The 19,100-nt window shown below is 48.2% G+C and carries 14 protein-coding genes; 5 read left to right on the plus strand and 9 right to left on the minus strand.

The window, feature by feature from the left end; genetic code table 11:
• Positions 1–7 precede the first annotated feature (7 nt).
• The 5 genes from DXT99_RS16280 to DXT99_RS16300 all read right to left on the minus strand — a co-directional run bounded on the left by DXT99_RS16280 (position 8) and on the right by DXT99_RS16300 (position 3,514).
• Positions 8–676, minus strand: a complete 669-nt coding sequence (locus tag DXT99_RS16280) for a CBS domain-containing protein (RefSeq protein ID WP_115566638.1) — start codon at positions 674–676, stop codon at positions 8–10.
• The gene (locus tag DXT99_RS16285) at positions 673–1,449 is read right to left on the minus strand and encodes an alpha/beta fold hydrolase (RefSeq protein WP_115566639.1); all 777 of its coding nucleotides are present in this window, start codon (positions 1,447–1,449) and stop codon (positions 673–675) included. The genes DXT99_RS16280 and DXT99_RS16285 overlap by 4 nt, the downstream gene beginning before the upstream one ends.
• A 51-nt stretch (positions 1,450–1,500) precedes the next feature.
• Positions 1,501–2,070, minus strand: coding sequence for an anthranilate synthase component II (locus DXT99_RS16290; RefSeq protein WP_115566640.1), 570 nt, complete (start codon positions 2,068–2,070; stop codon positions 1,501–1,503).
• A 332-nt stretch (positions 2,071–2,402) separates the two neighbouring features.
• Entirely contained in the window at positions 2,403–2,921 is a 519-nt protein-coding gene (locus tag DXT99_RS16295) for a CvpA family protein (protein ID WP_115566641.1), read from the minus strand.
• 131 nt (positions 2,922–3,052) lie between these two features.
• Positions 3,053–3,514 carry a GatB/YqeY domain-containing protein gene (locus DXT99_RS16300; protein ID WP_115566642.1) on the minus strand — a complete coding sequence of 154 codons (462 nt, stop codon included), beginning with the start codon at positions 3,512–3,514 and terminating at the stop codon, positions 3,053–3,055.
• Positions 3,515–3,683: 169 nt separating this feature from the next.
• On the opposite strand from DXT99_RS16300, the gene DXT99_RS16305 reads away from it, so the two are divergent.
• The 5 genes from DXT99_RS16305 (at position 3,684) to DXT99_RS16325 (ending at position 8,235) form a co-directional block, all read left to right on the plus strand.
• Positions 3,684–4,397, plus strand: a complete 714-nt coding sequence (locus DXT99_RS16305; protein WP_115566643.1) for a pyridoxine 5'-phosphate synthase — start codon at positions 3,684–3,686, stop codon at positions 4,395–4,397.
• A 3-nt stretch (positions 4,398–4,400) separates the two neighbouring features.
• Positions 4,401–5,429, plus strand: coding sequence for a tRNA 2-selenouridine(34) synthase MnmH (gene mnmH / locus DXT99_RS16310; RefSeq protein WP_115566644.1), 1,029 nt, complete (start codon positions 4,401–4,403; stop codon positions 5,427–5,429).
• Between the two features lie 2 nt (positions 5,430–5,431).
• Entirely contained in the window at positions 5,432–6,484 is a 1,053-nt protein-coding gene (gene selD / locus DXT99_RS16315; RefSeq protein ID WP_115566645.1) for a selenide, water dikinase SelD, read from the plus strand.
• A gap of 119 nt (positions 6,485–6,603) precedes the next feature.
• Positions 6,604–7,374 (plus strand): alpha/beta fold hydrolase, encoded by a 771-nt coding sequence (locus DXT99_RS16320; RefSeq protein WP_115566646.1) that lies wholly within the window; start codon positions 6,604–6,606, stop codon positions 7,372–7,374.
• Between the two features lie 144 nt (positions 7,375–7,518).
• Positions 7,519–8,235 (plus strand): SAM-dependent methyltransferase, encoded by a 717-nt coding sequence (locus tag DXT99_RS16325; protein WP_115566647.1) that lies wholly within the window; start codon positions 7,519–7,521, stop codon positions 8,233–8,235.
• A gap of 137 nt (positions 8,236–8,372) precedes the next feature.
• On the opposite strand, the gene DXT99_RS16330 is transcribed toward DXT99_RS16325, so the two are convergent.
• From DXT99_RS16330 to DXT99_RS16345, 4 genes are all read right to left on the minus strand, one after another.
• Positions 8,373–9,824: a SusD/RagB family nutrient-binding outer membrane lipoprotein gene (locus DXT99_RS16330; RefSeq protein WP_181885150.1), complete on the minus strand. Its 1,452-nt coding sequence runs from the start codon at positions 9,822–9,824 to the stop codon at positions 8,373–8,375.
• 20 nt (positions 9,825–9,844) lie between these two features.
• Positions 9,845–13,093, minus strand: a complete 3,249-nt coding sequence (locus DXT99_RS16335; RefSeq protein WP_115566649.1) for a SusC/RagA family TonB-linked outer membrane protein — start codon at positions 13,091–13,093, stop codon at positions 9,845–9,847.
• A gap of 387 nt (positions 13,094–13,480) precedes the next feature.
• Positions 13,481–14,950, minus strand: coding sequence for a SusD/RagB family nutrient-binding outer membrane lipoprotein (locus tag DXT99_RS16340; protein WP_115566650.1), 1,470 nt, complete (start codon positions 14,948–14,950; stop codon positions 13,481–13,483).
• A gap of 11 nt (positions 14,951–14,961) precedes the next feature.
• Positions 14,962–18,204, minus strand: coding sequence for a SusC/RagA family TonB-linked outer membrane protein (locus tag DXT99_RS16345; protein WP_246000773.1), 3,243 nt, complete (start codon positions 18,202–18,204; stop codon positions 14,962–14,964).
• Positions 18,205–19,100: the final 896 nt, after the last annotated feature.

Raw genomic sequence — 19,100 nt, forward strand, 5'->3', positions numbered from 1 at the left:
CGTAAATTTAAATATCGAGGTACTTGAGCAGCATGTCTAACCGGTCGCGGCCCACATCATTGTCGGTGCTGGTATCGTTGAACTGAGCCGTAATGCGGTACTCAAAGCGTTCTAAAGTGGCAATGATACGGGAAAGATCAGTAGCATTCAGCTTTAGAGTAAGCTTTATCTGGTAAGGGTCCATCTCATCAGGGGAGACGTAGGCACTCAGTATCTTTGTGTTTTCCTCTTCAATCAGGCGGCTAATCTGGCTGAGCGAATAGTCGCGCTCCGGCATAGAAAGCACCAGAATACTTCCCTGCCCCTGCAGTGCCGACATCTGACCAAAAGCCGCCAAGGTATCGTTTATGGTGATAATGCCCATATATTCCTGGTCATCGTCGAGCACAGGCACCACCTGTATCTTATTCTTGATAGCCGCCTCCATCACATCATAAAAGTGCTGGTGCTGCATTACGTGCACCTCCTGATGCTCCAGTTCCAGCTCTTTTAAAGCCTGGCTGCGGTTGTTCAGTTCTATCAGGCTCAGCTCAGAGGCCAGGCCCACGTACTTGCGGTTACTTACCACAGGCAGTTCATTCACGCGGAACTCATCCATCCAACGCAAAGCTTTATCCACGGTGTCGTAGAGCTTCAACGGTGGTATCATTTGATTGATGAGTTCTTCTGCAATCATGTAGCTGTCGCGGTTATAGGTGTGTTTACTAAATACTTTTCTAAGATACTGTTAAACTTCTCAGGATGTTCCATCATTGGAGCATGTCCGCACTTATCAATGAAATAAAGTTCTGAATTCTCGATAAGCCTGTTGAATTCATGCCCTACCAGCGGCGGGGTAATCGTATCGTTCAGTCCCCAGATTAACAACGTGGGCACCTTAATGTTTGTGATATCTTTGGCCATGTTATGTCGCTGCGCCGATTTGGCGATAGCAATAATACGCAGGCATTTGGCATTGCTGTTGGTGATGGAGAAAACTTCATCCACCAGTTCTTTTGTAGCTGTTTTCGGATCGTAGAACGTATAGCCCACTCGCTCCTGCACATATTGGTAGTTGCCACGCTTGGGAAATGAACCACCCATGGAGTCCTCAAACAGGCCGGAGCTGCCGGTTAGCACAAGCCGCTGCACCATATCGGCGTTTTTCAAAGTATACGCCAGGCCAACATGGCCCCCAAGGGAGTTTCCGAGCACCGTCAGGTCTTTAAGCTTCTTCAACTTTACAAAGTCCTCTACAAACGACGTAAGGCCGGGCACCCCCGCCTTGTGCAACGCCATTTCATATATGGGCATAAGCGGAATCACCACACGGTAGTTCTTGGAAAAATGGTCTACAACGCCATTCCAGTTGCTCAGCGCACCAAACAATCCATGCAACAGCAACAGTACTTCTCCTTCTCCTTCGTCAATGTATTGAAAATCGCCTTCTTGCCTGATTTGTAAATTCATGTAGCTTAGAAACTTTTAAAAGAAACGTATTTCTAGAGGTATACGATCAATTTAATGTGCAATATTAGCAATAGTAAGCCAATTTCGGAGCATGTGCAAGCCATAAGTAGTTAAAGCTGCCTCCGGGTGAAACTGCAATGCATACAGTGGCAGTTCCCGGTGCCGGAAGGCCATCAACTCCCCTTCCTGTGTATGTGCCAGCGGAACAAGGCATTCCGGGGTATGGCGCAATACGAGGGAGTGATACCGTACTACCGGCATTCTCTGTGGCAGCCCTTCAAAAATAGGATCCAATTCGCAGATGATTTCAGAAAGCTTCCCGTGCATCGGCCGGATGCCTTTCTCTAGGGTAGCCCCGAAAAACTCGCCCAAGGCCTGATGCCCCAGACAGATGCCCAGCATCGGCACCTGCTCGTGATAATAGCGCACCACCTCCGATAAACTGCCAGCCGCCTGCGGTGCGCCTGGCCCCGGCGAAAGCACGACGGCCTCTACGGGTAATTGCTGTATCTCCTCCAGCGGTACGTCATTCCGCACCACCTTTGCCTTTACCCCCAACTGCCCGAAATAATCTACGAGATTGTAGGTGAATGAGTCAAAGTTGTCAAGCAGGAGAAGCATGGGGAGAGTTAGAGAGTTAGAGAGTTAGAGAGTTAGAGAGTTAGAGAGTTAGAGAGTTAGAGAGTTAAGGTATACTGCTTTCGCCTGAAGGGGTGTTACAACTATTCTTTGACTCGCGCAGAAATCTTCCTCGTGTCCCACAATGGGTAAGAACTTCCAGACTTGCTGGTGCAATACTGTTAGTGGCAGTTTAGTCTGGTGAAAAAATAAATTCAAAAGTTGAAATGATGAGTAAAGTAAAACTTTGCGCCAGACAACTTAGATTAAGAGACTCAACCAAAAAGGGAGAAAACCACCCTAATAACTTTCTAACTCCTAAAACTTTCTAACTCCTAAAAATGATGTTTCAGAGAGCTGATGAGTGCTTTCACAAACGGAAGTACGTAACTCAGGATATCGAGCGCGTAGGGTGTTGTTTTGAGCACTACCGGGTATACCATAGAGGTTGTCGCTGTGTCAGCAGAAACGCTGATGCCGGCCATGTCGGATACGTAAAGCAGCAGGCTTAGCGCCACACACCACTTTAGTGCGCCCAGAATGGCACCCAGAAAATTATCGAAGAACCCGAATGGTGTAAAGTCGATGACCTTTTTCAGCAGCAAACCGCCCAAGTGTATCAGCAGGATAATTCCCACAAACACAATCAGGAAAGTGACATACGGCAGCAGGCCATGGGCATCGCCCACAACTCCTTCCATCATGGGCAGTGCTGTATCCAACAGCTTTAGGCCTCCCAATATAGCCAGCACCAGCGCCACCAACGACACCAGTTCTAATAACAGGCCTTTCCGGAACCCCTGAAAAGCGCCGTAGGCAATGGGAATTGCCAGAAAAAAATCGAATGTACTCATGTTAAGAAACAAGATATAAAATGAAGGACACAAGACATTGCCTCCACACTTGTAATTATTACACCTTAAATGCTTTATAGCTCTTTCAGCCGACGCTCCCCAAGAGCAGCTTCGGCTGAAAGAGCTATAATTTAAAAATCAGTGTTATTCAGCAGGTCACCAACTGCACTTGAAATGGCGCGTCCGTCTGCCTGCCCGGCCAGCTCTTTTGAAGCCACGCCCATTACCCTGCCCATGTCTGATGGCCCGGTGGCACCCACACGGTAAATGATTTCTAAAAGGCGTGTGCGCAGATCGCCTTCATCCAACTGTTGTGGCAGGTATTGCTCTATCACAGCTAGCTCCGCTAACTCTACTTCTTCTAAATCGGTGCGGCCTTGTTTGGCATATAGCTCCGCCGATTCGCGACGCTGCTTGGCAGCCTTTGTGAGCAACTTCAATTCTGTGTCGTTTGAGATACCTTCCGTGCCGCCTTTATCAGTTTCTGCCAGCAGTATCTGTGACTTAATACTTCTCAGCGCCTGCAAACGGGATTTATCTTTCGCCAGCATGGCTTGTTTGATGTCAGCGTCGATGCGTTCTTTTAGTGTCATAGTTCTTTTATTGATGTTTTTATCTTTTAGTCAGAGCGGATTATACCGCCAATGCTTCGTTATACGCCACGATGCCCGGAGCCACTTAAAGCATCTTAAACAAAATTCCTTTAATTTAGTCATTTGAAAAGGAGAGCGTAAAAGCTCCGGCAGATATAACAGCGTACCCATGACCAAACTGAGTGTAAATATAAACAAAATAGCCACTTTACGGAATGCCCGTGGTGGCGACAGGCCAAATGTTGTGCAGGCAGCTAAAGATTGTGAGCGATTCGGAGCACAAGGTATCACCGTGCACCCCCGCCCCGATGAGCGCCACATCCGCTACCGCGATGTGTATGACCTGAAAGAAGTGGTAACCACAGAATTTAACATAGAGGGTAACCCAACACCCGATTTTCTGAAGCTGGTAAAGGAAGTGAAGCCGGACCAGGTGACACTTGTACCCGACGCGCCCGATGCGATTACTTCCAACGCTGGCTGGGACACCATCAGGCACAAGGATTTCCTGACGCAAACTATTCTTGAGCTGAAAGAGTACGGCATGCGCGTCTCTATTTTTGTGAACCCTGATGTGGGCATGGTAGAAGGCGCTGCACTGGTAGGCACTGACCGGATTGAGCTTTACACAGAAGCCTACGCTACAGGTTACCGCAATAGCCCTGAGCAGGCCATCGCACCTTATGCAAATGCAGCACAAAGAGCGCAACAGCTTGGTCTTGGCATCAACGCGGGCCACGACCTAGACCTGGACAACCTTAAATACCTGAAAAACAACCTGCCGGAGCTGGCAGAAGTGAGTATTGGCCACGCCCTTATCTGCGATGCGCTTTATTATGGGCTGGAGAATACCATCCAGCTGTACCTGCGCCAACTTAAGTAGCCGATGCTGAATACCATAACTATAGAAGAATTTATTCAGAAGGCAAAAGCTTTGCCCGTGCTGGACGTACGTGCACCAAAAGAATACGCGGTGGGGCATATTCCACAGGCGCATTCTTTTCCTATTTTTGATGATGAGCAGCGTGCTGTCATTGGCACAGCCTATAAACAGCAGGGCCACGATCCGGCAGTGCTCATTGGTTTGGACCTGTTTGGCCCAAAGATGTCTGCTTTCGTGAAGGCCGCGGGCAAGCTGGCGCAGGACAAAGAACTGCTGGTGCATTGCTGGCGCGGCGGCATGCGCAGCGGGGCCATGGCCTGGCTGCTCAACTTCTCCGGCTATAAGGTACACCTGCTGCAGGGCGGCTACAAAGCTTACCGGCACCTGATGCAGGAACAATTCCAGAAGACGCGCCCCTTGCTGGTAATTGGCGGCCTGACTGGCAGCGGCAAAACAGACATCCTCCCCCACTTGCAGCAGCAAGGCCAGCAAACCGTGGATTTAGAAGGACTGGCCAGCCACAAAGGCTCCGCTTTTGGGAGCATCGGTATGCCGCCGCAGCCCAGTACGGAGCATTTTGAAAACCTGCTGGGCATGGAGCTGTTGAAGTTAAACGAGCAGCAAACACTGTGGCTGGAAGACGAGAGCGTTACCATTGGCCGTGTGGTGATGCCTAAACCGCTCTTCGACCGAATGCAGGAATCGCCGACCATTGTGCTGGAACTGCCGAAGCAACTGCGTGTGCAGAAGCTGGCCGAAGAATACTGCCGCACCGATAAAGCCTTACTGGAGGCTTCTATCCTGAAGATAAAAAAACGATTGGGTGGCCTCGCAACAAAAGAAGCACTGGAAGCCATTGCCGCAGGAGACATGGAGAAAATGGTGGATATAGCCCTCTCCTATTACGACAAGGCGTATACCTATCAACTGGCTAATAAGCAGCAGGTACTGCCATTAGCCTTAATCAGCATGGACCCAGCGGAAAATGCACAGCGGATACTGGAGTTTGCCAGCCGCCAAAAATTAGTTTAATTATGGAAGAAACCTCAGAAAAAGAAATACGCTTGACCCAGTACAGCCATGGTGCTGGCTGCGGCTGCAAAATATCTCCTAAAGTACTCGATACTATCCTGCACACGGATATCAGCTATCCCGAGAACAAGAACCTGCTGGTAGGCAACAGCTCCCGCGACGATGCCGCCGTGTATGACATCGGGAATGGCCGCGCCACCATCAGCACCACCGACTTCTTTATGCCGATTGTGGACGATGCCTACGACTTCGGCCGTATTGCCTCTGCCAACGCTATTTCGGATGTATATGCCATGGGCGGCACGCCCATGATGGCGATTGCCGTACTAGGCTGGCCGATAGACAAACTGGCACCGGAAGTAGCCAAACGCGTGATCGAGGGTAGCCGCAGCATTTGCCACGAAGCGGGCATACCACTGGCAGGCGGCCACAGCATCGACAGCCCCGAGCCTATTTTTGGGTTGGCGGTAACCGGCATGGTCGACATTGTGAACCTGAAGCAAAACGACACCGCCACCGCCGGCTGCGAACTATACCTGACCAAGCCATTAGGAGTAGGCATGCTGACCACCGCGCAGAAAAAAGGCATCCTGAAGCCGGAACATGCGCAACTGGCACCGCAGCAGATGATGCAACTGAACAAAATAGGGGCAACACTGGGGCTGCTACAGGCAGTAAAAGCCATGACCGACGTAACTGGTTTCGGTTTGTTAGGGCATCTGTCTGAGATGTGCGAAGGCAGCAATGTAGCGGCTGAAGTCTATTTCGAAAAAGTGCCGGTGCTGCCGGAAGCGCTGGAGTATATGGCACAGAAAGCCATACCTGGTGGCACCCACCGCAACTTCGACAGCTACGGCCACAAAATAGCCGAACTCACGCCAGACCAGAAACACCTCCTCTGCGACCCCCAAACCAGCGGCGGCTTGTTGGTAGCCGTAGACCCGGCGGGCAAAGAAGAAGTGCTGCAGGTTTTTGAGGAGTTTGGACTGCAACTACAGCCGTTCGGTGTGCTGAAAGAGCGTGGAACGGAGGAGAAGCTGATAAAGGTGGTTTAAGAATCGGAAGATTTGTGGATGTGGAATTCCGAGGATGTGGCACCCGCACTTGTTTCATCAAATCCACATTACATCCGTAAGCTGAAAAAGCTGTTAATTGTTAACTGATAATTGAAGAAATGAAACTACACTATAAAGAAATGGGCCATGGGCAGCCGCTGCTTATACTGCACGGCTTGTTCGGCACATTAGATAACTGGGCAACACTGGCGAAGCGTTTAGCGGAGCACTACAATGTATTTCTGGTAGACCTGCGCAACCATGGCCGCTCACCGCACAACGAGGAGCATAACTATGATGTGATGGCGGATGATGTGCTGCGCCTTGTGGATGAACTGCAGATTCCAACGCCTGCCATCATGGGCCATTCTATGGGCGGTAAGGTAGCCATGAAATATGCGCTGAAGTATCCGACCCGGATTACAAAACTGATTGTAGTGGACATTGCCCCAAAGGCTTACCCACCGCACCACGATGAGATTATCGACGCCTTACAATCAGTAAACTTAGAGGGCGTTACCAGCCGCAGTGAGGTGGACGAACAACTGGCTAAGCATATAAAGGAAGAGTATGTACGCCTGTTCCTGATGAAGAACCTCCACCGCCAGGAAGACAACACCCTGGCCTGGCGCATGAACCTGGATGCTATTGAGAAGAACTATGAACATATAGCCGCTGGCATTACAGCTGATGTTCCTTTCAAAAAAAGCACGCTTTTCATTAAGGGCGGCAGATCGAGCTATATACAGCCTGAAGACATATATGGTAGCATTGAGCACCTGTTTACGCTGGTAGAGGTAGAAACTATACCAGAGGCCGGCCACTGGGTGCACGCCCAGGCTCCTGATGAAGTATACGACCTGGTTACTACCTTCCTGAGCACAGATTAATTGACTTCAGCCTCGCCGGACTTTAACCTGAGAGCACCTCGGGGACATGATGTAAAGCTTGTCTGATATAGCAAAAGCTGCCACTGCAAAAAGCCGTGGCAGCTTTTTTGTTTCCGGCACCGTTATACTTTATACTTTTGCACTATGAAAAAGACCGGCACACTCTACTTAATTCCGACCATACTCGCTGAAGACACGGCCGACCAGGTGATATCGCCGCAGGTAAAGGAAACAGTACAGCACCTGCAGTATTTTATTGTGGAGAACCTGCGCACGGCCCGGCGTTATGTAAAGAGCATTTGCCCGGAGCTGGTGATAGAGCAGCTTACTTTTGTGCAGGTAGACAAAGACACCACTCCGGCCCAGGTACAGGCATCGCTGAAGCCGCTGTTAGACGAAGGGAAAGATGCCGGCATTATTTCAGAGGCAGGTTGCCCCGGTGTGGCAGACCCAGGCGCAGAGGTAGTGAAATACGCGCACCAGAAAAACATCAAAGTAGTGCCCTTTGCCGGCCCGTCAGCTATCCTGCTGAGCCTGATGGGCAGTGGCTTTAACGGACAGCAGTTCGCTTTCCACGGCTACCTGCCTATCGAAAAGCGGGACAGGCTACAGGCTTTACGCCAACTGGAAAAGGAGATGCAGCAGCGGAACCAGACTCAGATTTTCATGGAAACGCCTTACCGCAACAACAAGCTATTGGAGGACCTCCTGCAGACGCTGCACCCGGAAACCCGGCTGTGCATTGCCGCGAACATCACCTCGCCGGAGCATGAGTTTATCCAGACGAAAACGATACAGCAGTGGAACGGGAAGCTACCTGATATTCACAAACAGCCGGCGGTATTTTTAATTTACAAGTAAACTGTTGTGGCTTAGCTTACCGTTTCAATTTGTTTCGATAAAACAGAAAAGGCTCCCGGTTTCCGGGAGCCTTTTCTACTGGCAAAAAGTATTGTCAGATATTCTGATTCTAAAATTCAGGCTTCAGCCTTAATAGATTATTGCACATCCCACCATACTCGGGTGAAGTTGTCGTCTGCACCCTGTCGGGCAACTGCAGCCTCATACCCAGTTGCATTTAAGGCCTTTGCATTTGATGGATATCCCATGCGGCGCGGAATGCCTCCTGTTTGTGTGGCATCTTCTGCAGGCGTCAGTTCCGGGTAACCGGTTCTTCTCCAGTCTGTCCAGGCCTCAAAGCCGTTCAGGTATTGGTGCACCCACTTCTGCTTCATAATTTGCTGTAACCCGTTGGCATCTGAATAAGCCACCCCGGCATCAGCTATAAAGTTGTTAAAGGCAGTTTCATCATACACCCCCCAGAATTTCCAGGAAGCCTCAATTGCATCATTGTACAGTTCTGCCGGGCTACCGCTGATTAGCTCACGCTCTGCGGCCTCCGCCTGCGCAAACAGCACCTGCGCATAAGTGAAGACAGGCACATTGGTGTTGTCAGCACGCAGTTGATCTCCAATCCGGCTGAATGAACCGGGAATTTGTCTTGCCTGATTGCTTCCGTAAGACAACGGTCTTACCTGGCCACTCAGGTTCTCAGCGTAAACCCACACGCGTGGATCTTCCGTTTCAATCATATAGTCGGCCAACGTGTTGCTGATAGCATAGTCGTTACGGTTATCGTTGGAGTAGTTCTCGTACCACGGGTTCCAGTGATTAGGATCTCCACCAAGGAACTGGTACGTGATATCTTCTCCTTCCTCTAACACACCAGCACTTAAAGCGGCTGTCATTTCAGCCTCTGCTCTGGCCGGGTCTCTCTCCATCAAACGCAGCGCCATAAACAGGCGTGTTGTGTTGGCAAACTTCTTCCACATACCCATGTCACCATGCAGTAATATGTCGCCTGTAACGCCTGCCTCACTCTCGTTGATCATCGCCTGAGCTTCTGTCAGCTCTTTGAACAGATCATCGTAGATTTCTTCCTGCGGGTCATATGACGGCTGCAGCACTTCGTTTCCTTGCAGCGCCTCGGAATAAGGAAGATCACCATAGATATCTGTCAGGAACCAGAAGTAGTAGGCTTTCAGGATACGGGCTACCGCTACCTGATTATTTTTAGAGCCATTTCCGATGCTTGCTAACGGGCTGTCATCATTGTTTAGGTTGATGATGGTCTGCAGGTTGTAAAGCGGACCTCTATACCAGTCTGCCCAGTCCAGGTTTCGCGTTGAATACAGGGAGCTAGCCGGGTAAGGTCCTTCCGACAAATACTGGGCATAGAAATCCAAGTAGTTTGTTGAAAAACCTGCTTCGTTACGGCCTGGTGCATTAAAAGTGGTATAAGGCAGTTTCGTTAAAGAGTACGTTAACAGTGTTGCCGTAGGAGTTTCAGTTACCTGCCTCGGGTCAACGTTTAAGTCATCAAATTCGCTCGGGTCGCACGCAACCACTGCAAACATGACTCCAATGAACAATAAAAACTTATTTTTCATGATTATATGCTTTTTCATATTTACAATCTCACTCTCAGGTTAGCACCAATCGTACGTGTAGCTGGCAGCTGACCACCCTCATACCAGGTGTTCTCTAGCTCAGATGGATCTATACCGAATTCTTGAGCAGGGGCATAAATCAACCATGCATTTCCTACGATAACACCTAAGTTAGCTCCCTTCACGCCTACACCACTAAACAGTGACGATGGCAATTCGTATCCCAAACGCACTTCGCGCAGCTTCACATAAGACTTATCCAGCACCATGGTATTGATGTTGTCGCGCTGCTGTGCTGCATAGAAGTAGCTACGGGCGGGGATGTATGTCGTATTTGGCTGTCCGCTTACATCTACATCGTTGATTTTAGTGTTCGGTGCATACACGCCAGGAATCAAAATGCCGCCACCGCTACTAGGGAAGTTTCGCCAATCATTACCCAAATCGTTCACACCAACTGTGCTCTCGTGCAGACCAGCTCCTAAGCCATACATTTTAGTCAGGGAGTGGAACAGACCACCTTTCTGGAAGTCAACAGAGAAGGACAGGCTAAGGCCTTTATAAGTCAGGTTATTGAATAAACCACCTGTATAATCAGGTTGAATAGTACCACGCTCCTGGTTGATGTCGTAGAGCGGTAAACCGTTAGAGCCTACTACCACACGGCCCTCCTCATCGCGCCGCCACATACGGCCAACCAGCATACCCCACTCTGCACCCACACGGTGCTCTAAGCGGGTATCGTTACGCTGTGTACTTACCAGGTAATTATCCAGCCCTTCTGTCAGTTCCTCCACCACAGAGCGGTTTCTGCCGAAGTTCACCACCACATCCCAGGCAAAGTCTCCGCTACGGAACGGTGTTGCACTCAGGCTTGCCTCAAAGCCTTTGCGCTGGATTTTACCAGCGTTAATCTGGTAGCTGCTGAATCCTGTTGTTGGGTCTATGTCCAGGTTAAGGATTCTTCTTTCGTTGTTATCCACATAATAAGTAAACTCCAGACCTAAGCTGTTAAACAGGCGCAAGTCTGTTCCAACCTCCCACGAAGTAGTTACCGAAGGCTCAATCGCACCGGTTCTGAACACGTTGCCTATAGAGGCCGAGGCTGTTCCGTTGTATAGCGGCTCATTAATGTTAGCTATGTTCACCTGGAACGGGCTAGGGTCATCCCCTACCTGTGCCCATGATGCTCTTAGTTTACCGGAGCTTAGCACGTTGGTAATGCCGCTGCCCTGGAGCAGTTCAGAGAACACGAAGCTTCCCCCTACTGAAGGGTAGAAGAAAGAATTGTTATTTTCCGGCAAAGTAGAAGACCAGTCATTTCGTCCGGTTACATCCACAAACAACAGGCTCTTGAAGCCAAAGGATGCTCTACCGTACAAGCTTCTTACTGTTTGTGGGGCAAAGTCTCCTACATTATACTCACGCTCAATAAGTGGGCGGGCCACTGAAGCAGAAATGTCAAAGAAATTAGGGAAGCTCAAGCCACCCTGCGTTCTTGCTTCCACCCCATTGTATCGGTTACGGCGAATGTTACCGCCTGCTAATGCATCTACAGAGAAATCACCGAACACCTGCTTATAGGTGAAGTTCGACTCGTAGTTCATCTCATTTGTCACGTCCTGGAAAGTAGCATACTCATCTGTATTGATACCGCCGGTGGCAATACGGGAGTCGCCGCGCCTGTTTCTGTAGCTCATGCGCGCATAACTCTGCCAGCCAAAATGGTCGTTGAACTTATAGTTAAAGCCCAGGTTACCAACCAGAATGTTGTTATTGCCAGTGCTGTAGTTCTCGTTGATTACAAAGTATGGGGAATCCCAGTAGGCAGGCGCCAGGTAAATAGAAGGGTCACCAGTTGCGTTCGGGTCGCCTATGTTCCAGGAGTTCAGGCTGCCATCAGGGTTTCTGTATTTCTTTAACCGCTCAAAGTCCAGCTGCCGCTGAAACCACTGATTAAAGTTCTGCGTCACGTTCGACCCGTCCAGCGCGTATCCTTCTCCTGGCTGACCTTTGGTGTTGTTGTAGGTATAGGAGAAGTCAGCTGTTACGGTTAACTTTTTAGTTACATCCAAAGCGGAGTTTAAGCCTACCTGGTGCTGATCACGGTTGGCATTCGGCGTGATCAGTGAGCGGTTCTGATTTGCGTATGTAACTCTGTAAAGATAGTTATCAGCTCCACCACTTACAGCAATACTATTATTAAAGTATGTGCCTGTGCGGTAGAAATCCCTTATGTTGTTCGGCTGTGCAACCAAAGAAGACAGCTGTCCGAATTCTTCCCCGGGGTACCAGGAGTAGTATGGACGGTACTGCTGGCCATTCATACGTGGCCCCCAGCTTTCATCAGCACCATACTCTAATATATTCTGACCGTCAAAAGCAGCCCAACTTGCTGGGTGTGTCTCCTCGTCGTAGCGGAACACGTAGAAGCCGTCGTCGCTGTATCCGTTTCTTGCTGTTGGCGCCGCGGCGGCCGAAGTATATCCACCCGCATATTCATTCTGGTAAGGCATCATAACAGATGGGCGCTCGAAAGAAGCCGAAAGGTTCAGCTCTACAGTTGGCGTGCCCTTAGCGCCTTTCTTGCTGGTAATGATAACGACACCGTTACCGGCTCTGTTACCGTACAGTGCTGTAGCAGCAGCTCCTTTCAAAACAGAGATACTTGCCACGTTGTCCATGATTACACTGTTCTGATCTGTTATTGTACCGTCTACGATGTATAGCGGAGGCTGTGAAGTACTCAAGCCGTTTGCACCACGAATCACAATGTTTGCATTGTCAAATGTTGAGCTTGGTGAACCCTGTACCTGCACACCAGACACTTTACCGATCAGAGCTGTACTCACATCGTTTGATTTGGCGTATGTCAGGTTCTCTTCACCTACAGCACCCACTGAATAAGGCAGCGTCTCTTTTTCACGCTGGTAGCCCAAAGCCGTTACCACTACCTCCTGCAGTTGTTTGTCATCAACTGAAAGACTAACATCAATGTTTCCTGCATTGCCGATGGCACGTTCTATCGTAGTATAGCCAATATAACGGTACACCAGCGTGTTACCATCCACCGGCACACTAATAGAGTAAGTACCATCTGCCCCTGTGGCAGTACCATTGGTTGTTCCCTTCACCAATACTGCTACCCCCGGCAGTGGCTGGTTGGTAGAGGCGTCTGTCACTCTACCGGTGATTGCTCTTACCTGAGCCATCGCCTGCTGTAGCAGGGCTGTGATCAGAAAGAGACTTAAAAGTAAGATTCTCTTCATTTTGTTTAAGTTTAAGGTGAGTACTAAAAGGTTGTTATGTTTTAAGGAGCCACAATGTAGTATATTAATTGAATATCTTAATACTTTGAAAACATTTTAATTTTACTCTCTAATTATTTAATGTTTTTTAAACAAACGTCTATTTATTTAATATATTTATAATTGAGCACTCACTATACTTGATATTATTTTACATTGGTGCAGCCTTCTTTAAAATTATAATTATTCTAAGGTGCTTCTATAAACATAAAGTCAAAACAATTGTCCGCTATACTCGTCATCGACGGGCGAAACCACCACACACAATAAAAAAGGCCCCCGGAAACCGGGGGCCTTTCTCTTAATGCAGTAGGCAAATTACCTAATGCTGCTATTTGTCAGTTCAAATTACCTAACGTCCCAGAAGATTCTCGTAGTAGCCTCGTCTCCACCTATGGCTGAAGCTGCAGCATTAACGTTCTCTGGGTTCAGCGTACGCTCAGTTGGCGGGTAAGGATAACGCACTGGTACCGTTGAATATACTGGTCTATACTGCTCATCAGGCGCCTGCAGTTGCGGATAGTCCAGTCGACGGAACTCTGTCCAAGCCTGGAATGGACGCTCATAAAGCGCAAGCCACTTCTGAACACCCAGCGCCTGGCGCTGTTCTTCAGTTAGGGTGTTAGAAGCACCAGCCTCTGACATTGCTGCAATGTAGGATGCAACTTCTGGCTGAGCCAGGTAAGCCGTAATCTCATCTTCTGGCACATCCCAAAGCTGCATAGAAGCAGTGATAGCTCTTGTGTAGTGTTCGGCAGGCGCTGCGTCGATGAAACCACGTGCAGCAGCTTCTGCCAGGTAAAACTCTACTTCATCGTAGCCAAGCACTGTGGCTGGGAAGTCAGGAGTCGTTATATCAGGATTCACATGTGAAAAGTTAGCATAGGTGTTGTTATTACCATAGATACCTCCCACATATGCACCTTCATGCTGCGTAAAATAAGCGGCACGGCGCGGATCGTCCAGTTCATTCATCAGGTCTACCAGCGTGTTTGCAGGCACAAAGTCATTACGGCCACTCTGCACAAGGTTCGTCCACACAGGGTTTACGTTTGGCGTAGTAGCTGTATAATTGAATACGGCCTGTTCAGCAGCTGATTGGAACACATTTGGCGCAGCTTCGCTGGCAGCTTCGCTGGCACGATCTGGATTTACATCCGCTACCGTCATAGCCATTTTCAGCTTGAGCGAGTTGGCAAACTTAAACCAACGTTCAACATTCCCATTGTAGATCAGGTCAGAACCACCGAAGCTTCCGGAACCAGTACCTTCGTCTAAGGTAGCAATAGCAGCATCCAGCCTTGTAAACAGATCGCTGTAGATAGCAGCATCATCGTCATAAGTCGGATAGATGATGTCTGGGTTCAGCGCCTCAGAGTAAGGGATGTCTCCGAATGTATTTACCAGTACAGACCAAGTATACACTTCCATCACTTCAATCACAGCCAACTGGTTAGCTTTGATAGTGGCATTAAGCGCCTGATCTTCTTGTATGATTGTGGAGGCTTCTCTAAAGTCCATTAGCACATCACGGTACAGCGTGAACCAGAAGTTCTGCGGTATGTTACGGCTAACCAAGTCATAGCGGCTTTCTTCAGGATAGGTCGTGTTAGCCCAGTGCTGAGATATCAGCCTGAAGATGCCTGAGTTTACGTTAGGGGTAACCATCTGGTCTACGAGGTTACGCTGCGCATTAGCGAAAAGCATAGGGGCAGGAACCTCTGTAGGGTTTTTAGGGTCTCTTAGATCCTCGTCCCACTCATCTGTACACCCGACAAAGGCTAAGGCGAGAATTAAAAATGCAAATATCTTTTTCATATTATCTTTTATTAAAATCTTGCTCTTACGTTAAAGCCTACATTTCGCATTGTAGGATATGCACCACTTTGATAACCAAGTGACAAGGTACCAGCGCTTAAGCCTTCTTCTGGATCAGAATATGGTGTGTTCTTGTGGAAGATGTACAGGTTTCTACCGTAAATTGAGAGGTCGATACCTTGGAATACACCTAATCTAGACACCACAGACTCTGGCAGGGCGAAGCCTAACGTGGCCTCTCTCAGTTTCACATAGCTGGCGTCGTAAATGTGCATTTCAGGAGGGTTATTATAACCCATGGCATAAAACACTTCTACACGTCTGTCGTTTGGAGAACCATCTTCTTTAACACCATCCAGAATCAAACCACCACTGTTTGGAGCATAGCTGCCGTCAGCATTACGAACAATTGGGTTACGCACTGGGTTACCCAGGTCATTTGTAAATACAGTATTGTCCGGAACGCCTGTGTACTGGCCATAAGACTGGTCAAGAGAGAATACATTGCCTCCTTTTTTCATGTCGATCAGGAAGCCAAGGGACACACCCTTAAAGCGGAAAGTGTTAGACACACCACCAACCCAGTCTGGGTTAATATCGCCGATGTTGGTGTTGGCGTTTCTGTTAGACAGATACAGACCGTTGGCACCTACTACGCGCTGGCCCTGTTCGTTGCGAACAAAGCCCGCACCTCTGATCATACCAAACGGCTCACCTTCAGCTGCGTTCAGAGACACACCACCTTGGAAGGCAGCAATCTGATAATTCTCGATTGGGCCAAGATCCACTACTTCACTTCTGTTTCTTGTCCAGTTAGCATTGATTGTCCAAGTGAAGGCTTCTGTACTGACAGGACTACCAAAAGCAGACACCTCAAAACCTCTGTTTACCACCTCACCGGCGTTAATCCACTGTGCATTGTAACCAGTCGCTCTAGAGATTGGCACGTTCAGGATTTGGTCAACGCTGCTTGCGTGATAGTATGTCACGTCAAAACCAGCGCGGGCATCCATAAAGTTCATCTCCAGGCCAAGCTCCCAGCTATTTGTGCGTTCTGGCTTCAGGTCAGGGTTTCTGCGGGTAGCGTCAACAGAAGCAAGCGATGTAGAACCAAACGGAGCCAACAGGTTATAAGTATTGAATACACTCAGTGGCTGCGCCATGTTACCAACCTCCGCGTAGTTAGCTCTTATCTTACCAAAGGTAAACCAATAATTAGGCTCCAATAGTTCAGAGAATACAAAGCTACCTGAGATAGATGGATAGAAGTAAGTTCTGTTAGCTGCAGGCAGAGAAGAAGACTGGTCAATACGAGAAGCTACATCTAAGAAAGCAATATCTCTGAAACCAAGGGTAGCACTGGCAAAGTAACCGTTAACACGCAGACGAGTGTCTTGCTCTAACGGCGGGCCCAGTGGGTTTCGAGAGTTTGAAAGTGCGTACAGGCGAGGAACTACCAGACCACCGTTTGTAGTAGAACGAATCAGTGATGTCTGTGTATCGCGGATGTTAGTACCAACTGTGGCCTTCAGGTTGAAATCTTCAGAGAAATTTCTGTTCACGTTCGCCATCAGGTCGTAGTTTGCTTCGCTGAAACGACCGTTGTGCCTGGTGTAGCTGGATACGCCTACAGAACCTACTGCATAACGCTCCTCACGGATCTCGTCATAAGTATCGAGTGAAGCACGTCCCATAACGCTTAACCAATCAGTTATTTCATAATCCAGACGTATATACCCTAAAGCGCGGCGTCTGTTATCTGTGTTGTAGTTTTCGTAACGTGTCCAGTACGGGTTGTCGAAGAACATCGGACGTGGATCGTTCCAGGCTCTTGGGTTCCAGGTTACGTTTTGGCGTGTAGCAAAATAGGCCCGCTCCTGCTCCGCCAGGTCCACATCAGTACCCCACCACTGTCTGAAACCCTGGTTAGGGTTCAGGCCACTATAACCAGTACCATAACGGCCAAGACCATCAGTTTCAGTGTAGTTAAGAGAAGTAGTGGCTGTTAATTTATCGGTAACCTTGTAAGAAGAAGAAAAGTTTATGAAGTTCTTCGTCACATTAGAGTTTGGCAGCATACCATTGTTGCTATTGCGACCATAACTTGCCCTGAAGAAACCTTTATCGCTTGTGCCGTCTACTGCCACGTTGTGCGAAGTACCATACGTAGTCTCAAAGAAGGTAGTAGGATCATTCTCAGCAGCTACCCATGGCGTAGGTTGGCCAAAGTTAGGAGAACTCTGATCGAATGAATCCCAGTTCCATACAAGCAGGTTTGGATCGAAAGCAGGTCCGGCAGATCCATCTTCGTTTAAAACAACTACTCTTTCCGGGGATCCGTCACCATTTACGTCGTTGGCATAGAAACCAGGATACTCTGAACTATAAACAGCTCCTGGGTAACCTCTACCATACTCTTTCTGAAAACGGGTGTACGTGCTCTTATCCATAAAACCCCAGTTGGCACCTGTGTTAACTGTAACACCAATACCTTGTCTCTCAGAGCCTTTTTTAGTAGTGATCATTACAACGCCATTAGCGGCGCGGGAACCGTAAAGCGCTGTTGCAGCGGCACCTCTCAAAATAGTCATCGACTCGATGTTATCCGGGTTGATGTCGGCTGCGGCGTTACCGTAGTCATACCCACCACGGCCAGTTGCCTGGTTAGCTGTGTTGTTGGTAGAGTTATCAATAGGAACACCATCAACTACGAAAAGCGCCTGGTTGTTACCACCAATAGACTTGTTACCACGGATAACCACGTTGGTAGAACCGCCCAGGTTGTTGTTCTGCTGCACCTGCACACCAGCCACGCGACCAGAAAGTGCATTAGTGAAGTTCTGCTGTCTTGTTTGGGCAACTTCTTCACCGCCTACAGTCTGAGCTGCATAAGGTAATTCGTTTTTGGTTCTTTCGATACCAAGGGCCGTTACCACAACTTCCTGTAGTTGTTCTGAATTCGTTCCTAAGGCTACATCAATTGAACTGGCATTATCGATTTGGCGCCGAACTGTATTGTATCCAATAAAGCGGTATACCAGCGTATTGTTATCTGCCGGCACATTAATTGAATATTCACCTTCAACACCAGTTGTGGTACCTACCGTAGTTCCTTGAACGATTACAGCAACACCGGGCAGCCCCTGACCGGTAGCTGCATCAGTCACTGTACCCGTTACTGTTCTGTTCTGAGCCATTGCCTGCTGCTGCAGCACAGAGACCAGAAAGAAGCATAACATTAAAGCTTTCTTCATTGCGTTGTTTGTTTAGTGAGTGATTAGTAGAAATTTTAACATATAACAATTCAAACAGACCCATAGCAGGTCCAACCGGAGAGTAAGTAGATTCAACTTGTAGTTTTCTAAGACAAAAGGGTTACCTGTTACCACAAATTTTTGGGATCCATTATATATTTAAAAAGAATACAAAATTGATAGGACTTATGCTGCATCAGCGCTCAAAGCGGGCGTGATGCAGGTCATCAACTGCAGGAAGAGGACTAAGAGGGTACAAGCGCCCTTGGTCGTAAAAGATAATGGATTTGGGCCTGCAGTCATCGTACACCTCTCCTAAGAGAAGGGCCGCTTTAAAACAGAGAAGAGATTACGTTGTATATAATAAGGAAGCTTTAACAGTAAAGTTTTCTTCATAAGTTTATATTTAAGTAGGCCAACAACCAAGTTTACCGAAATTTGCGCTTATTAACAAATAATTAAAGTGCTTATGCATACCTTTTAGGGATACTTAGGCTAATTTTAAAGTTTTAACATTATAATTAGCAGATACTTACTTTATGAATATTAAAAGGATTTTTTCTTGCTATAAACATTAAATGAATTTTCACTCCATAAAATAAATAGTTCTGTAATAAAGAAGTCTATTTGTGCCAGTCTTGCAGTAGCGCTTTTTACTGCGCGTGCTGCACCAGTCCGACCAGAAAAAGTAAAAATCTCTTTAAAAAACCTGATCTTTTTATAAGAAAAGAAAAGGTTCAAGAACAGGCACCTCTTCATTAGTTGTTTTCATGATACTAAACCGTAGAGAAAAGAAAAGCAGGGACTCTATCCTGCGCTTGCCATTGCAGATGATAATTTCCGTTATACAAGCCTTATACGTAGAAGCCAAAATAAAGGCCGCTGCCCATTCGTCA

Source organism: Pontibacter diazotrophicus, from assembly GCF_003367245.1.
Lineage (GTDB): Bacteria > Bacteroidota > Bacteroidia > Cytophagales > Hymenobacteraceae > Pontibacter > Pontibacter diazotrophicus.

Excerpts from the sequence above, each read along its gene's own strand:
- selD (WP_115566645.1), top strand. The coding sequence starts at position 5,432 with ATGGAAGAAACCTCAGAAAAAGAAATACGCTTGACCCAGTACAGCCAT.
- DXT99_RS16320 (WP_115566646.1), top strand. The coding sequence starts at position 6,604 with ATGAAACTACACTATAAAGAAATGGGCCATGGGCAGCCGCTGCTTATA.
- DXT99_RS16280 (WP_115566638.1), bottom strand. The coding sequence starts at position 676 with ATGATTGCAGAAGAACTCATCAATCAAATGATACCACCGTTGAAGCTC.
- DXT99_RS16295 (WP_115566641.1), bottom strand. The coding sequence starts at position 2,921 with ATGAGTACATTCGATTTTTTTCTGGCAATTCCCATTGCCTACGGCGCT.
- DXT99_RS16330 (WP_181885150.1), bottom strand. The coding sequence starts at position 9,824 with ATGAAAAATAAGTTTTTATTGTTCATTGGAGTCATGTTTGCAGTGGTT.
- DXT99_RS16285 (WP_115566639.1), bottom strand. The coding sequence starts at position 1,449 with ATGAATTTACAAATCAGGCAAGAAGGCGATTTTCAATACATTGACGAA.
- DXT99_RS16325 (WP_115566647.1), top strand. The coding sequence starts at position 7,519 with ATGAAAAAGACCGGCACACTCTACTTAATTCCGACCATACTCGCTGAA.
- DXT99_RS16300 (WP_115566642.1), bottom strand. The coding sequence starts at position 3,514 with ATGACACTAAAAGAACGCATCGACGCTGACATCAAACAAGCCATGCTG.
- DXT99_RS16290 (WP_115566640.1), bottom strand. The coding sequence starts at position 2,070 with ATGCTTCTCCTGCTTGACAACTTTGACTCATTCACCTACAATCTCGTA.
- DXT99_RS16340 (WP_115566650.1), bottom strand. The coding sequence starts at position 14,950 with ATGAAAAAGATATTTGCATTTTTAATTCTCGCCTTAGCCTTTGTCGGG.
- DXT99_RS16335 (WP_115566649.1), bottom strand. The coding sequence starts at position 13,093 with ATGAAGAGAATCTTACTTTTAAGTCTCTTTCTGATCACAGCCCTGCTA.
- DXT99_RS16305 (WP_115566643.1), top strand. The coding sequence starts at position 3,684 with ATGACCAAACTGAGTGTAAATATAAACAAAATAGCCACTTTACGGAAT.
- DXT99_RS16345 (WP_246000773.1), bottom strand. The coding sequence starts at position 18,204 with ATGAAGAAAGCTTTAATGTTATGCTTCTTTCTGGTCTCTGTGCTGCAG.
- mnmH (WP_115566644.1), top strand. The coding sequence starts at position 4,401 with ATGCTGAATACCATAACTATAGAAGAATTTATTCAGAAGGCAAAAGCT.